The 14309-nt window shown below is 74.6% G+C and carries 13 protein-coding genes; 8 read left to right on the plus strand and 5 right to left on the minus strand.

The features are described 5' to 3' along the window. Positions 1-52: 52 nt before the first annotated feature. The 5 genes from OG799_RS32820 to OG799_RS32840 all read right to left on the minus strand — a co-directional run bounded on the left by OG799_RS32820 (position 53) and on the right by OG799_RS32840 (position 7776). Positions 53-1141, minus strand: a complete 1089-nt coding sequence (locus tag OG799_RS32820; RefSeq protein ID WP_406040771.1) for a uroporphyrinogen-III synthase — start codon at positions 1139-1141, stop codon at positions 53-55. Beyond that, entirely contained in the window at positions 1141-1488 is a 348-nt protein-coding gene (gene nirD, locus OG799_RS32825) for a nitrite reductase small subunit NirD (protein WP_406040773.1), read from the minus strand. Before nirD ends, OG799_RS32820 begins: the two co-directional genes overlap by 1 nt. Before the next feature lie 67 nt (positions 1489-1555). Further along, positions 1556-4087 carry a nitrite reductase large subunit NirB gene (nirB, locus tag OG799_RS32830; RefSeq protein ID WP_406040775.1) on the minus strand — a complete coding sequence of 844 codons (2532 nt, stop codon included), beginning with the start codon at positions 4085-4087 and terminating at the stop codon, positions 1556-1558. A gap of 138 nt (positions 4088-4225) precedes the next feature. Continuing rightward, on the minus strand, positions 4226-5665 hold the full coding sequence (locus tag OG799_RS32835) for an FAD-dependent oxidoreductase (RefSeq protein ID WP_406040777.1): 1440 nt from the start codon (positions 5663-5665) through the stop codon (positions 4226-4228). Then, positions 5662-7776: a molybdopterin oxidoreductase family protein gene (locus tag OG799_RS32840; protein ID WP_406040779.1), complete on the minus strand. Its 2115-nt coding sequence runs from the start codon at positions 7774-7776 to the stop codon at positions 5662-5664. Before OG799_RS32840 ends, OG799_RS32835 begins: the two co-directional genes overlap by 4 nt. Positions 7777-7922: 146 nt before the next feature. On the opposite strand from OG799_RS32840, the gene OG799_RS32845 reads away from it, so the two are divergent. The 8 genes from OG799_RS32845 (at position 7923) to glmM (ending at position 14302) form a co-directional block, all read left to right on the plus strand. After that, positions 7923-8618 (plus strand): class I SAM-dependent methyltransferase, encoded by a 696-nt coding sequence (locus tag OG799_RS32845; RefSeq protein ID WP_406040781.1) that lies wholly within the window; start codon positions 7923-7925, stop codon positions 8616-8618. A gap of 168 nt (positions 8619-8786) precedes the next feature. Beyond that, a complete protein-coding gene (locus OG799_RS32850; protein WP_406040783.1) occupies positions 8787-9551 on the plus strand; it encodes an SDR family NAD(P)-dependent oxidoreductase in 765 nt (254 codons plus the stop codon). Between the two features lie 120 nt (positions 9552-9671). Then, positions 9672-9929 (plus strand): DUF6364 family protein, encoded by a 258-nt coding sequence (locus tag OG799_RS32855; RefSeq protein ID WP_406040785.1) that lies wholly within the window; start codon positions 9672-9674, stop codon positions 9927-9929. Then, complete coding sequence (locus OG799_RS32860; protein ID WP_406040787.1) at positions 9919-10212, plus strand: hypothetical protein; 294 nt, start codon at positions 9919-9921, stop codon at positions 10210-10212. Before OG799_RS32855 ends, OG799_RS32860 begins: the two co-directional genes overlap by 11 nt. A 124-nt stretch (positions 10213-10336) precedes the next feature. Continuing rightward, positions 10337-11710, plus strand: a complete 1374-nt coding sequence (locus OG799_RS32865; protein WP_406040789.1) for a nitrate/nitrite transporter — start codon at positions 10337-10339, stop codon at positions 11708-11710. A gap of 192 nt (positions 11711-11902) precedes the next feature. Continuing rightward, entirely contained in the window at positions 11903-12346 is a 444-nt protein-coding gene (gene rplM / locus OG799_RS32870; RefSeq protein ID WP_242794454.1) for a 50S ribosomal protein L13, read from the plus strand. A gap of 20 nt (positions 12347-12366) precedes the next feature. Next, complete coding sequence (gene rpsI, locus OG799_RS32875; RefSeq protein WP_406040791.1) at positions 12367-12834, plus strand: 30S ribosomal protein S9; 468 nt, start codon at positions 12367-12369, stop codon at positions 12832-12834. Between the two features lie 112 nt (positions 12835-12946). Further along, the gene (glmM, locus tag OG799_RS32880) at positions 12947-14302 is read left to right on the plus strand and encodes a phosphoglucosamine mutase (protein WP_406040793.1); all 1356 of its coding nucleotides are present in this window, start codon (positions 12947-12949) and stop codon (positions 14300-14302) included. Positions 14303-14309: the final 7 nt, after the last annotated feature.

The following is a 14309-nucleotide window of genomic DNA, read 5'->3' on the forward strand; positions in this document are numbered from 1 at the left end:
CGACATGGCGCCGCCTCCACCACCGGAGACGGTGCCGCGGGGCCCCTCCGGTCTATTCCACCCGGAGCCGGTAGCCGCGCTTGACGACGGTCTGCACCACGCGGGGGGCGCGCAGGCCGGCCCGCAGCCGGGCCACGGCCATCTCCACCGCGTGTTCGTCGGCGCCCCGGGGGAGCGTGCGGAGCAGGGCGGTCCGCGAGAGCACCCGCCCCGGGGTGCGGGCCAGCGCCCGCAGCACCGCCATCGGGGCGGGGGCGAGCGGACGCAGCTCCCCGTCGACCACGGCCGCGTGCCCGCGCAGGGTGAGCAGGTGGCCGGCGGCCTTCACGCTGACCGTCCGGCGGGGCAGCTCGTCGACGATCGTGCGGACCAGCGCGCCGAGCCGGGCCCGGCTCGGCGCGCTGACCGGTACCCCCCGCCGGACCAGCGGTTCCGCGGTGACCGCGCCGACGCAGCCGGCCAGCACGTCACCGCGGAGCGCCTCCAGCACCGTCTCGGTCCGGTCCCCGGCCGCCCGCAGCAGGGCCTCCGCCGCCGGGGCGGAGGTGAACGTGACCGCGTCCACCAGCCGGCCGGCGACCAGGTCGATCAGCCGGTGCAGCGGCGCCGGGTCGGTCGGCGCGGCCCAGCGGTAGACCGGCACCTCGATCACCGTGGCCCCGGCGTCCTCCAGCGCGGCGGTGCACTCCGGCTGCCGGTCGCCGTGCAGCTGCATGGCGATGACCTGCCCGGCCACGCCGCGGCGGCGCAGGTGCTCCACCACCTCCTCGCAGCTCTCCGAGGCCGGCGACCACTGGTCGTGCAGCCCGGCGGCCCGGATCGCGCCGCGCGCCTTGGGTCCGCGGGCCACCACGTACGACTGGGCGAGCACCGAGCGCAGCGGTTCGGCCAGCCCCCAGCCCTCGGCCGCCTCCAGCCAGCCGCGCATCCCGATGCCGGTGTTCGCCATCAGGATGTCCGGCGGCCGGTCCAGGCAGGCCCGGGTGGCCTCGCGCAGGTCGGTGTCGTCGGCCAGCGGCACGATCCGCAGCGCCGGGGCGAGCACCACCCGGGCGCCGCGCCGCTGGAGCAGTGCGGCCAGCTCGTCCCGCCGCCGGTCCGCGGTGACCCCGATCGTGAAGCCGGCCAGTTCGTCGGCCATCACTCCTCCTGTCGCAGCCGCACCTCGACCACCCCGTCCCGGCAGCGCGCCTCGTGCCGCCGCAGCGTCACGTCCGGCAGGTCCAGGCAGCGCCCGGTCCGCAGGTCGTAGACCTGCTTGTGCAGCGGGGAGGCGAGCGTCGGCACGCCGCCCCGGCTGCCGACGATGCCCCGGGACATCACCTGCGCGCCGCCGACCGGGTCGAGGTTGTCGACCGCGTACAGGTCGCCGCCGGTGACGAAGAGCGCCACCTGCACCCTGTCGACCAGCGCGGCGACGCCCCGGTCGGGGTCCAGCCGGTCCAGCGGGCAGACCGCCGTCCAGTCCAGCGTGCTCGTCGGGCTCATCGGGTCACCTCATTCCGTGCGGCGCCGCGACGACCCGCCACGGCGCAGGGCTGGCTGTTCCGCTCGTTCATCGGCGTACCTCCGGGAGGCCGAGCGCGACCGGCTGGCGGCGGCGGTCCACGCCGGCCGCCGGCGGCGTCCCGCGCACCGGCACCGGTTGGCCGCGTTCCAGGGCGAAGGTGATCGACGGGTCCGGCACGTCCGGGGCGTTGACGAAGGAGGTGAACCGGCGCAGCCGGTCCGGGTCGTCGAGGACGTCCCGCCACTCGTCGGAGTACGACTCGACGTGCCGGGCCACCGCCGCGTCGAGGTCGGCGCAGAGCCCGAGGGAGTCGTCGACGATGACCGCCCGCAGGTGGTCGAGGCCGCCCTCCAGCGCCTCGATCCAGGCGGCGGTGCGTTGCAGCCGGTCGGCGGTGCGGATATAGAACATCAGGAACCGGTCGATCAGCGTGACCAGCTCGGCGCTGCTCAGGTCGGTGGCGAAGAGGTCGGCGTGCCGGGGCCGGAAGCCGCCGTTGCCGCCGAGGTAGAGGTTCCAGCCGGTCTCGGTGGCGATGATGCCGAAGTCCTTGCTGCGCGCCTCCGCGCACTCCCGGGCGCAGCCGGAGACCGCCGACTTGATCTTGTGCGGGGCGCGCAGGCCCCGGTAGCGCAGCTCCAGCGCGATGGCCAGCCCGACGGAGTCCTGCACCCCGTACCGGCACCAGGTCTCGCCGACGCAGGACTTCACCGTGCGCAGCGCCTTGCCGTACGCGTGGCCGGACTCGAAGCCGGCGTCGACCAGCCGGCGCCAGATCTGGGGGAGCTGCTCGACCCGGGCCCCGAACAGGTCGATCCGCTGCCCACCGGTGATCTTGGTGTAGAGCCGGAAGTCCCGCGCCACCTCGCCGATCACGATCAGCTTCTCCGGGGTGATCTCCCCGCCGGGGATCCGGGGCACCACCGAGTAGCTGCCGTCGCGTTGCAGGTTGGCCAGGAAGTGGTCGTTGGTGTCCTGCAAGGACGCCTGCTCGCCGTCGAGCACGTGCCCGGTGCCGAGGGAGGCGAGGATCGAGGCCACCACCGGCTTGCAGATGTCGCAGCCCCGCCCGCGCCCGTGCTCGGCGATGAGCTGCGAGAAGGTGCGGATGCCGCGCACCTGGACGATCTCGAACAGTTCCTGCCGGCTGGCGTCGAAGTGCTCGCAGAGCGCCGTGGACTGCTGCACCCCGGCCGCGTCGAGGAGCTGCTTCAGCATCGGCACGCAGGAGCCGCAGCTCGTGCCGGCCCGGGTGCACGCCTTCAGCGCCGGCACGTCCGCGCAGCCGTCGGCGATCGCCGCGTCGATCTGATCCCTGGTGACCGCGTTGCAGGAGCAGACCTGCGCCGCGCCGGGCAGCGCGGCCACCCCGCCGCCGGACTCGCCGGCCGGCGCCAGCAGCGCCAGCGGGGGCGCGGGCAGCGGCCCGCCGACGCTGGCCCGCAGCGTCGGGTAGGCGCTGGCGTCCCCGACCAGCACGCCGCCGAGCAGCGTCCGCGCGTCGTCGGAGAGGACCAGCTTCGCGTACGACCGGGTGGCCGGGTCGGTGAAGGTGACGTCGAGGCAGCCCGGGGTGGCGCCGTGCGCGTCGCCGAACGACGCCACGTCCACCCCGAGCAGCTTGAGCTTGGTGGCGGTGTCCGCGCCGGGGAAGGTGGCCGCGCCGCCGAGCAGCCGGTCGGCGACCACCTCGGCCGTCGCGTACCCGGGGGCGACCAGGCCGTGGCAGGTGCCGTCCACGGCCGCGCACTCGCCGACCGCCCAGATCCGCTCGTCCGCCGTCCGGCACGTCGCGTCCACCAGCACGCCGCCGCGCGGCCCGAGCTCCAGCCCGGCCGCCCGGGCCAGCTCGTCGCGGGGCCGGACGCCGGCGGCGACGACGACCAGGCCGGCGTCGACCGTGCCGCCGTCGGAGAGTTCCAGCGCGGCGACCGTGCCGTCCGGGCCGGGGCGCAGCGCGGTGGTGGCCACCCCGAGGTGCATGCTCACGCCCAGCTCCTCGACGTAGCGCCGGAGCATCGCGCCGCCCGCCTCGTCCACCTGCACCGGCATCAGCCGGGGCGCGAACTCGACGACGCTGGTCTCCAGCCCGAGCAGCCGCAGCGCGTTCGCCGCCTCCAGGCCGAGCAGGCCGCCGCCGATCACCGCGCCGGTGCGGCGGCCCGCGGCGTGCTCCCGGATCGCCGCCAGGTCGTCCAGCGTCCGGTAGACGAAGACCCCGGGCAGGTCCGTGCCGGCCACCGGCGGCAGATGCGCGTACGACCCGGTGGCGAGCACCAGCGCGTCGTACGGGTATTCGCCGGCCGCCGTGCGCACCATCCTGCGAGCCCGGTCGATGCCGTGGGCCGGCTCGCCGAGCCGCAGTCGCACCCCTTCGTCCGGGGTGTGCAGGTTCAGCTCCTCGGCGCCCACCCCGTCGAAGAAGGCCGAGAGGCGCACCCGGTCGTACGCGGGCCGCGGCTCCTCGCCGAGCACCGTGACCCGCCAGCGCCGGTCGTGGTCGCGGGCGCGCAGCGCCTCGACGAAGCGCTGCCCCACCATGCCGTTGCCGATGACGACCAGCTCGCCGCCGCTCATCCCGTCACCTCCACCGCGTCGCCCGTCCATCCCGTCAGTCACCTCCACCGGTCCGCCCGGCGGTCACGTGCCCGCCGGGCCGCCGGGTCGTCGCTTCGTCAGGTCGCCCGGTGGTCGAGCCCCGGGCGGGTAACCCGGTCATCGCGTCGCCACCGGTTCGGCCTCGCCGAGCCAGTCGACGATGCCGGCGAGGGCGTCGCGGCAGCCGCCGCAGCCGGTGCCGGCCCGGGTCGCCCCGGACAGCCCGTCGACCGTCCGGGCGCCGGCCCGCCAGCAGGCCACCAGCGCGCCCTTGCTGACGTCGTTGCACTGGCAGACCGTGGCCGCGTCCGGCATCAGTGCCGGGGAGGCGGCCGGCGCCGCCGGCACCGCGCCGAAGGCCCGGCCGAGCAGCAGCGACCGCCGGTCCGCCGGTACCGGGGCGCCCCGGTCGAAGAGCTGCACCACCGTGCCGACCGCCGGGTTGTCGCCGAGCAGGATCGCCCCGGTCAGCCGCTCGTCGCGGATCCGTAGCCGGGCGTACGTGCCGCGGGCCGGATCGGCGAAGGTCAGCTCCTCGACCGGGTACCCGGCCGGGGCGTCGACGGCGTCGCCCATCGCGGCCAGGTCGATGCCGGCCGCCTTGAGCCGGGTCACCACCGGCCGGGGCCGGTACCGGGCCAGCGGGTCGTCGCCGGCCAGCACCTGCGCCACCACCCGGGCCTGGGCCCAGGCCGGGGCGACCAGCCCGGTCAGCACGCCGTCGTGCTGGGCGCAGTCGCCGATCGCGGAGATCCGCCGGTCGCTGGTCCGCATCCGGTCGTCCACCACCACGCCGCGCTCGACGGTCAGTCCGGCCGAGGCGGCGAGGGCGGTGTCGGGGCGTACCCCGCAGGAGAGGACCAGCAGGTCGGCGGTGAGGGAGCGGCCGTCGGCCAGGTCGAGGCGGACCCCGTCCGCGTCGGCGGCCACTCCGGTCGCCGGGACCGCCAGCACGGTCCGCACGCCGAGCCCTTCGAGAGTGCCGGCGAGCACCGCCCCGGCCGCCGGGTCGAGCTGCCGCTCCATCAACCAGCCGGTGGCGTGGACCACGGTCACGTCCAGCCCCCGGGCGGCCAGCCCGCGCGCCGCCTCCAGGCCGAGCAGCCCGCCGCCGAGCACCAGCGCGGTGCGGGCGCCGTGGGCGGCGGCGAGGATGCGCCGGCAGTCGTCCAGCGTGCGGAACGGCACCACCCGCTCCGGCAGCGGATCGAGACCGGGCAGCGGCGGCACCACGGCCCGGCTGCCGGTGGCGAGGACCAGGTGGTCGTAGCCGTGCTGGTCGCCGTCGTCGGTGTGCACCTCGCGGGTGGCCCGGTCGATCGCGGTGACCGCCACCCCGGTACGCACGTCCACGCCCTGCCCGGCGACCTCGGCCAGCTCCACGTCCGGCTCGGCGATCTTCCCGGCCAGCAGGGTGGAGAGCATGATCCGGTTGTACGCCCGGTGCGGCTCCGCCCCGAGCACGGTGACCTTGTGGTCCCCGCCCCGGGCGTGCAGCTCGGCGGCGAGCCGGGAGCCGGCCATCCCGTACCCGATGATGATCACCCGTTCGCTCACGGCTCGGCCCTTTCGACGCGGACGGCGCAGATCTTGAATTCGGGCATCCCGGAGACCGGGTCGACGGCGTCGTTGGTGACCGAGTTGGCGCGGGCGGCGCCGGCCCAGTGGAACGGCGCGAAGACGGTGTCCGGCCGGATCGTGGTGCTGACCCGGGCCGGGGCGCGCAGCTCGCCCCGGCGGGAGACCACCCGCACCGGCTCGCCATCGTCGATGCCGAGCCGGGCGGCCAGGTCCGGGTGCAGTTCGACGAAGGCGTCGGGCGCGGCCCGGCGCAGCGCGCTGACCCGCCGGGTCTGGGTGCCGGACTGGTACTGGGCCAGCACCCGCCCGGTGGTGAAGTGCAGCGGATACTCGGCGCAGACCTCCTCGGCGGCCGGCCGGTGGGTCACCGGGTGGAACCGGGCCCGCCCGTCCGGGGTGGGGAAGCGGTCGGCGAAGAGCCGGGGGGTGTCCGGGCCGTCCGGGTCGGGGCAGGGCCAGAAGACGCCGGTCTCGGCGTCGATCCGCTCCCAGGTCACGCCGGCGTAGTCGGCAGGCCCGCCGGCGGAGGCCCGCCGCAGCTCGGTGAAGACCGTCCGCGGCTCGGACGGGAAGTCCACCGGCGCGTCCAGCCGGGCGGCGAGGTCGGCGAGGACCGCCAGGTCGGTGCGGACGCCGGGGGGCGGCTCGCGCAGCGCCCGCCGGCGCAGCACCCGACCCTCCAGGTTGGTCATCGTGCCGTCCTCCTCGGCCCACTGGGCGACCGGCAGCACCACGTCGGCCAGGGCGGCCGTCTCGGAGCGCAGGAAGTCGGCGACGACCAGCAGGTCCAGGTCGCGCAGCCGGGACTCGATCCGGGCCGCCCGGGGCGCCGACACCACCGGGTTGGAGCCGAAGACCAGCAGCGCCCGCGGGCCGTCCGGCGTGCCGAGCGAGTCCAGCAGCCGGTACGCGGGCACCCCCGGCCCGGGCAGGTCGTCGGCCGGTACGCCCCAGACCCCCGCGACGTGCTCGCGGGCCGCCGGGTCGTCGATCTTCCGGTAGCCGGGGAGCTGGTCGGCCTTCTGCCCGTGCTCCCGGCCGCCCTGGCCGTTGCCCTGCCCGGTGAGGCAGCCGTACCCGGAACCGGGGCGGCCGGGCAGGCCGAGGGCGAGCGCCAGGTTGACGAAGGCGGTGACCGTGTCGACGCCCTTGGCGTGCTGCTCGGCGCCGCGGGCGGTGAGGATGATCGCGCTGCCGGCGGTGCCGAGCGCCCGGGCGGTGGCCTCCAGGTCGGCCATCGGCACTCCGGAGAGCCGTTCGACCTCGGCCGGCCAGTAGCCGGCCACGGTGCGGCGGACGGCGTCGAAGCCGGTGGTGCGGTCGGCCACGTAGTCGCGGTCGAGCCAGCCCTCGGTGAGCGCGATGTGCAGCAGCGCGTTGGCCACCGCCAGGTCGGTGCCGGGCAGCGGTTGCAGGTGCAGGTCGGCCTGGCGGGCGGTCGCGGTGACCCGGGGGTCGATCACGATCAGCCGCCCGCCGCGTTCCCGCTGGTCGGCGAGGTGGCGCAGCAGCGGCGGCATGGTCTCCGCCGGGTTGGCGCCGACCAGCAGCAGCGTCTCCGCCCGGCCGAGATCCGCGAGGGGGAAGGGCAGGCCCCGGTCGACGCCGAACGCCCGGATGCCGGCGGCCGCCGCCGAGGACATGCACCAGCGGCCGTTGTAGTCGATGTGCCGGGTGCGCAGCGCCACCCGGGCGAACTTCCCGAGCGCGTACGCCTTCTCGTTGGTCAGCCCGCCCCCGCCGAAGACGGCCACGGCGTCCCGGCCGTGTCCGGTCTGGACGGTGCGGATCCCGGCGGCGATCCGGTCCAGCGCCTCGGCCCAGCTCGCCGGGCGCTGTTCGTCGGTGGCCGGGTCGCGGACCAGGGGCGTGGTCAGCCGTTCGGGGTGGTCCAGGAGTTCGGCGGCGGTCCAGCCCTTCTGGCAGAGGCCGCCGCGGTTGGTGGGGAACTGCCGGGGAAGCACCTCGACCCGCCCGCCGGTCTCGCGCAGCGTCATGCCGCACTGCAGGGCGCAGTACGGGCAGTGGGTCGCCGCCTCCCGGGATGCCACCCCCGGTCGCGTCGCCACCCGTGCACCGTCTGTCATGTCGGGAAAGCGTGCCGCCGGGCGGTTTCCGGTCCGGGTCCCTTCTGTTTCGGTCCTGTCAAGAGCGCCTCACACCGCACGGGGTCACCGGGCCGGGCCGCACGGTTTAGAATGTGAGACAACAATCTTACATTTTGGGAGGCGGGATGACCGTGGCGGACGCGTTCGACGCCGTGGCGGGGACGTACGACGAGGCCCGGCGCCGGTTGGTGCCCTGCTTCGACGCCTTCTACGGCACCGCGGTCGAGGTCGCCGCACCACCACTGCGGGCGGCGCTGGCGGCGGGGCGTACCCCGGAGGTGCTGGACCTGGGCGCGGGCACCGGCCTGCTCTCCCTGCTCCTCTCCGCCGCCGTGCCGGGGGTCCGGCTGACCCTGGTCGACGCCGCGCCCGCGATGCTCGCCGTCGCCACCGACCAGCTTCGCGCCCGGGGCGTGTCGCACGAGGTGGTCCGGGCGGACCTGGCCGACCCGCTGCCGCCCGGCCGGTACGACGCGGTGGTCTCCGCGCTCGCCATCCACCACCTGCCCGACGCCGGCAAGCGGGCCCTCTACCGCCGGGTCGCGGCGGCGCTCGTCCCCGGCGGGGTGTTCGTCAACGCCGAGCAGGTGGCCGGTCCGACGCCCGCCCTCGACCGGCGGTACGGCGAGGTCTGGACCGCACGGATCACCGAGCTGGGTTCGGACTCCGGGGAGATCGCCGCGGCCCGGGAGCGGATGCGGCACGACCGGCCGGCAACGGTGGCCGACCAGTGCGGCTGGCTGGTCGAGGCGGGGCTGGTCGACGTGGACTGCTTCTTCAAGGAGTGGCGCTTCGCGGTCTTCGGCGGCCGGGCGGCCTGACCGCGTGGGGGTCTGTGGTCATCCGGAGCCGGCTCCGGATGCGCTGACTAAGCGGAGTAGCCTCCGGTTGTGGGTGTGTGGCCAGCCGGGTCGGCGGAGGCCGAATCCTGAGGTGGCTCGGGCCGCGAGCAACGCGGGCCAGGTCGGCTGCGAGAGGAGGAGGAAGACATGACGGGACGGCTCCCGGGGACGGTGGCGCTCGTGACCGGCGCCAGCAGTGGCATCGGCGCGGCGACCGCGCGCGGCCTCGCGGCGGAGGGCGCGGCGGTCGCGGTGCTGGCCCGGCGTCGTGGCCGGCTCGACGAACTGGCGGACACGATCCGGGCGGCAGGCGGGACGGTGCTCGTGGTCGAGGCCGACATCACCGACCAGCCGGCCGCGGCAGCCGCCGTCGAGCAGGTGGTGACCGAGCTCGGGCGGCTGGACACCGTGGTCAACAACGCCGGAATCATGCTCGTCGGGCCGGTGGCCGACGCCCCGACCGAGGAGTGGGAGCGGATGCTCGCGGTCAACGTCCAGGGCATGCTGTACGTAACCCGGGCCGCGCTGCCGCACCTGCTGCGTGCCGTCGAGGATTCCCCGCGCCGGGTGGCGGACCTGGTCAACATCAGCTCCACCGCCGGCCGGGTCGCCCGGCCCGGCACGGCCGTCTACAACCTCACCAAGTTCGGGCTCAACGCGTTCTCCGAGGCCCTCCGACAGGAGGTGGGGCCGAAGCGGCTGCGGGTGAGCGTGGTCGAGCCGGGCACCGTGGACACGGAGCTCTCCTCGCACGTACGGGACGGGATCCGGGAGGCGATCGTCCGGCAGGTCGAGGGAATGGAGTTGCTGCGGCCGGCGGACATCGCCGACGCGGTCACCTACATCGTCACCCGGGACCGGCGGGTGGCGGTCAACGAGATGCTCGTCCGGGCCGCCGAGCAGACCTGGTGACGCCGGCCGGTCGCGGCCGGCGGTTCGCCGGGAATGTCGGCGGTGGGCGTTCTCGCGCCCCGGGGCGGGCGGGGATGACCGGGATGACCGCCGGTCATACCCAACGGTAATCTCGGCGGCATGACTGCCAAGGTGACGCTCTCGTTCTCGGACGAGACGATCGAGGAGGCCCGCCGGTTCGCCAAGCGCGAAGGGCTGTCGCTCTCCGCCTGGATGGACCGGGCCGCCCGGGAGAAGGCGCTGCGCGAGGTCTTCAACGCGCACGCCGCCGCCGTCGGTCGCGCCGGCCTCGACCTGGAGTCCGCCGCCATCGCCGACGCCCACGAGGTCGCCATGGTCGACGACGTGCTCTTCGGCGGACGCCCGCGTGCTGCGTAGGGGAGAGATCTGGCGCATCGACGGCGCCCGGGAACGCCTCGGACTGGTGATCAGCTCCGACGTCTACAACTCCACCGACGTGCCCATCGTGATCGTGGCCGAAGTGGTCGACGAGTCCCTGCTGCGGGACTCGCCCCTCGCGGTGACGATGGGCCGGTGGGTGGTGATGCCCGACCGGCTCTCCGCACCGATGAAGAAGTGGTTCACCGAGTGCGTCGACGTGGCCGACACGGAGACCATGCAGCGGGTCGGCCGGGCGCTGCGCATCCTCCAGCAGATCTGACCACCTCACCGCCGGTCCGGGGCGGACGTGCGATCCCCGTTTCCGGAACGACCCCCGACGGGCACCGCCGGGAAACCGCCCGTTCCTAGCGTCCTCCTCGTCACATCGACGAGGAGGAGTCGCCGTGAGCACACTGGCCCCCACCGCCACCCGAACCCCGGCCGCCGCCGATCGCCGGCGGCCGATCACCGACTGGCGCCCCGAGGACCCGGAATTCTGGCGTACGACCGGCGCCCCGGTCGCCAGGCGCAACCTGTACGTCTCGATCTTCGCCGAGCACGTCGGCTTCTCGGTGTGGAGCCTCTGGTCGGTCACCGTGCTCTTCCTCGGCCCGGCGTACGGCATCGACCCGGCCGGGAAGTTCCTGCTCACCGCCGTACCGGCCGCGCTGGGCGCGGTGCTGCGGCTGCCGTACACCCTGGCGGTGGCCCGCTTCGGCGGCCGGAACTGGACCATCGTCAGCGCGCTGCTGCTGCTGGTGCCGGCGGTGCCGATGACGCTGCTGCTCGAGCCCGGGGTGTCCTACGCCACGCTGATGGTGCTGGCCTGTCTGACCGGCGTGGGCGGGGGCAACTTCGCCTCCTCGATGGCGAACATCAACCTCTTCTATCCGGACCGGCTCAAGGGCCGGGCGCTCGGCCTGAACGCCGGCGGCGGCAACCTCGGCGTGCCGGCGGTGCAGCTGGTCGGGCTGGCGGTGCTGGCCACCGCCGGGGCCGCGTACCCCCGGCTGGTGCCCGCGGTCTACCTGCCGCTGATCGTCCTCGCGGCGCTGGCGGCGGCGCGCTGGCTGGACAACCTCCCCGGGGCGCGCAACGAGCCCGGCGCGCTGCGCGAGGCCGCCCGGGACCCGCACACCTGGGTGATGTCCCTGCTCTACGTCGGCACCTTCGGCTCGTTCATCGGGTTCGGCTTCGCCTTCGGGCAGGTGCTCCAGCTCCAGTTCCACGACCGCTTCCCGACCCCGGTCGACGCGGCCTGGCTGACCTTCCTCGGGCCCCTGGTCGGCTCGCTGATCCGGCCGCTCGGCGGACAGCTCGCCGACCGGCTCGGCGGGGCCCGGGTGACGTTCTGGAACTTCGTCGCCATGGCGGCCGGCGCGGGACTGGTGCTGTACGCGGCCCGGGAGCGGTCCCTGCCGCTCTACCTGACCGGGTTCCTGTCCCTGTTCGTCTTCTCCGGGATCGGCAACGGCTCGACGTACAAGATGATCCCGGCGATCTTCCGGGCCCGGGCGGCGGCCGACGTCGACCGCGGGGTCGACCCGGCGGCGGCCGAACGCCGGGGCCGGCGGCTCTCCGGCGCGCTGATCGGCATCGCCGGCGCGGTCGGCGCCTCCGGCGGCGTGCTGGTCAACGTCGCCTTCCGGCAGTCCTTCCTGACCTCCGGGAACGCGGACGCCGCCTACCTGGCCTTCATCGGCTGGTACGCGCTCTGCTTCCTGGTGACCTGGGCGGTCTACCTGCGGCCGGGGCCGCGGCGGCTGACCGGCGTGTGACCTGTACCATCGCCATGTCGCGAGCCGCGCTGGGGTGACCCCCCGTTTTGACCTGCCGACCGGGCGGCGGGTATCGTTGCCTGCTGTTGTACGACATCCAGAGGCGTGCCGCATCAGGTACGCTTGGTCGTTCGTGCGCGCCTGGTCACCTCGGCGCGCGACCCCAGACCGACGACGAGACAAGGTAGACCTGTGCGTACGTACAGCCCGAAGCCGGGTGAGATCGAGCGTCAGTGGCACGTTATCGACGCCTCTGATGTCGTGCTGGGCCGCCTGGCCACCCACGCCGCCACGCTGCTGCGCGGCAAGCACAAGCCGACTTTCGCGCCGCACGTCGACACGGGCGACTTCGTCGTCATCGTGAACGCGGGCAAGGTGGCGTTGACCGGCAACAAGCGGCACACCAAGATCGCCTACCGCCACTCGGGTTACCCGGGTGGTCTGAAGCAGGTCGGTTACGACGAGCTGCTGACCAAGCGTCCCGAGCGGGCCATCGAGCTGGCCGTGAAGGGCATGCTCCCGCACAACAAGCTCGGCCGTCAGCTGATCAAGAAGCTGAAGGTCTACGCCGGTGCCGAGCACCCGCACGGCGCGCAGCAGCCGGTGCCGTTCGAGATCAAGCAGATCGCGCAGTGAGCGCGGGCGAAGGAAGCAGCATGACCGACATCACCGAGACCGAGGTCGCCGCCCCCGAGGCCGCCGAGGCGCCGGCGCCCGTCGCCCGCGCGCCTCGCGGTGACCGCCCGATCCAGACCGTGGGTCGGCGCAAGGAGGCCATCGTCCGGGTGCGCATCGTCCCCGGCACCGGCAAGATCACCTGCAACGGCCGGGACCTCGAGGCCTACTTCCCGAGCAAGGTGCACCAGCAGCTCATCAAGGACCCGCTGGTCACCGCCGAGAAGCCCGAGGCGTTCGACGTCATCGCCAACCTGCGTGGCGGCGGCACCACCGGCCAGGCCGGTGCGCTGCGGCTGGCCATCGCCCGGGCGCTGATCGTCAACGAGCCCGACGACCGCCCGGCCCTGAAGAAGGCCGGCTTCCTGACCCGTGACGCCCGGGTCAAGGAGAGCAAGAAGTACGGCCTCAAGAAGGCCCGTAAGGCTCCTCAGTACTCGAAGCGCTGATCTTCAACAGCGCGTTGTACTTCTGACGGACGGCCGGGTCCGCCTCCCTCGAACGGGAGGTGGCCCGGCCGTTCGCCTTTCCCTGGGACCGTTTCATCGGAGGTTGGCGGGTATGGGCCGGTTGTTCGGCACGGACGGGGTACGCGGGCGGGCGAACGCGGATCTCACCCCGGAGTTGGCGCTCGCGGTGGCGGTGGCCGCCGCCCACACGCTCGCCGAGACGGACAAGAGTCATCCGCCGCTCGCCGTGGTCGGCCGGGACACCCGGGCCAGCGGCGAGATGCTGGAGGCGGCCGTGGTCGCCGGCCTGACCAGCGCGGGTGCCAACGTGGTGCGGGTCGGCGTGCTGCCCACCCCCGCGGTGGCGTTCCTCACCGCGGAGGCCAAGGCCGACCTGGGCGTGATGCTCTCCGCCTCGCACAACCCGATGCCGGACAACGGGATCAAGCTCTTCGCCGCCGGCGGGCACAAGCTGCCGGACGAGATCGAGATGCGGATCGAGGCGGCCGTCGAGGCGAACGCCACCACCGCCTGGGACCGGCCGATCGGGGCCGGCGTCGGGCGGGTGCACGACCTGCTCGACGGCGCGGACCACTACGTCCAGCACCTCGTCGGCACCGTGCCGCACCGCCTCGACGGGATCAAGGTCGTGGTGGACTGCGCGAACGGTGCCGCAGCCGACGTCGCCCCGGTGGCGTACCGGGAGGCGGGCGCCGAGGTGATCGCCATCCACGCCAAGCCGGACGGGCTCAACATCAACGACGACTGCGGCTCCAACCACACCGACGCGCTGCGCGCCGCCGTGGTCGAGCACGGCGCGCACCTGGGCATCGCCCACGACGGCGACGCCGACCGGTGCGTCGCGGTGACCGCCGACGGCGACGAGGTCGACGGCGACCAGCTGATGGCCATCCTGGCGCTGGCGATGCGGGAGGCCGGCGAGCTGACCCAGGACACCCTGGTCGCCACGGTGATGAGCAACCTCGGCCTGCGGCTGGCCATGTCCGCGCAGGGCATCCGGCTGGTCGAGACCAAGGTCGGCGACCGGTACGTCCTGGAGGAGCTGCGCGCCTCCGGCCTCGCGCTCGGCGGCGAGCAGAGCGGCCACATCGTCATGCCGGCGTACGCCACCACCGGCGACGGCGTTCTCACCGGACTGCACCTGATGTCCCGGATGGCCGCCACCGGCAAGTCCCTCGCCGAGCTGGGTTCGGTGGTCACCAAGCTGCCCCAGGTGCTGATCAACGTGCCGGTCGGCGACCGTACCGTGGGCGCCGCCGCGCCGGCCGTCCGCGCCGAGGTGGAGCGGGCCGAGGCCGAGCTGGGCGAGACCGGCCGGGTGCTGCTGCGCCCGTCGGGCACCGAGCCGCTGGTCCGGGTCATGGTCGAGGCGGCCACCGAGCCGGTTGCCCGCTCCGTCGCGGAGCGCATCGCGGAGCAGGTCCGCACCGCCAGCCCCGCGGGCTGACCCGGCG

Origin of the sequence: Micromonospora sp. NBC_00898 (genome assembly GCF_045207895.1) — a bacterium.
In the GTDB taxonomy this organism is placed as follows: domain Bacteria; phylum Actinomycetota; class Actinomycetes; order Mycobacteriales; family Micromonosporaceae; genus Micromonospora.

What these genes read in the sequence shown, in the direction of transcription:
- OG799_RS32820 (WP_406040771.1), bottom strand. Translation starts at nt 1,141, where the DNA reads ATGGCCGACGAACTGGCCGGCTTCACGATCGGGGTCACCGCGGACCGG.
- nirD (WP_406040773.1), bottom strand. Translation starts at nt 1,488, where the DNA reads ATGAGCCCGACGAGCACGCTGGACTGGACGGCGGTCTGCCCGCTGGAC.
- nirB (WP_406040775.1), bottom strand. Translation starts at nt 4,087, where the DNA reads ATGAGCGGCGGCGAGCTGGTCGTCATCGGCAACGGCATGGTGGGGCAG.
- OG799_RS32840 (WP_406040779.1), bottom strand. Translation starts at nt 7,776, where the DNA reads ATGACAGACGGTGCACGGGTGGCGACGCGACCGGGGGTGGCATCCCGG.
- OG799_RS32845 (WP_406040781.1), top strand. Translation starts at nt 7,923, where the DNA reads ATGACCGTGGCGGACGCGTTCGACGCCGTGGCGGGGACGTACGACGAG.
- OG799_RS32850 (WP_406040783.1), top strand. Translation starts at nt 8,787, where the DNA reads ATGACGGGACGGCTCCCGGGGACGGTGGCGCTCGTGACCGGCGCCAGC.
- OG799_RS32855 (WP_406040785.1), top strand. Translation starts at nt 9,672, where the DNA reads ATGACTGCCAAGGTGACGCTCTCGTTCTCGGACGAGACGATCGAGGAG.
- rpsI (WP_406040791.1), top strand. Translation starts at nt 12,367, where the DNA reads ATGACCGACATCACCGAGACCGAGGTCGCCGCCCCCGAGGCCGCCGAG.
- glmM (WP_406040793.1), top strand. Translation starts at nt 12,947, where the DNA reads ATGGGCCGGTTGTTCGGCACGGACGGGGTACGCGGGCGGGCGAACGCG.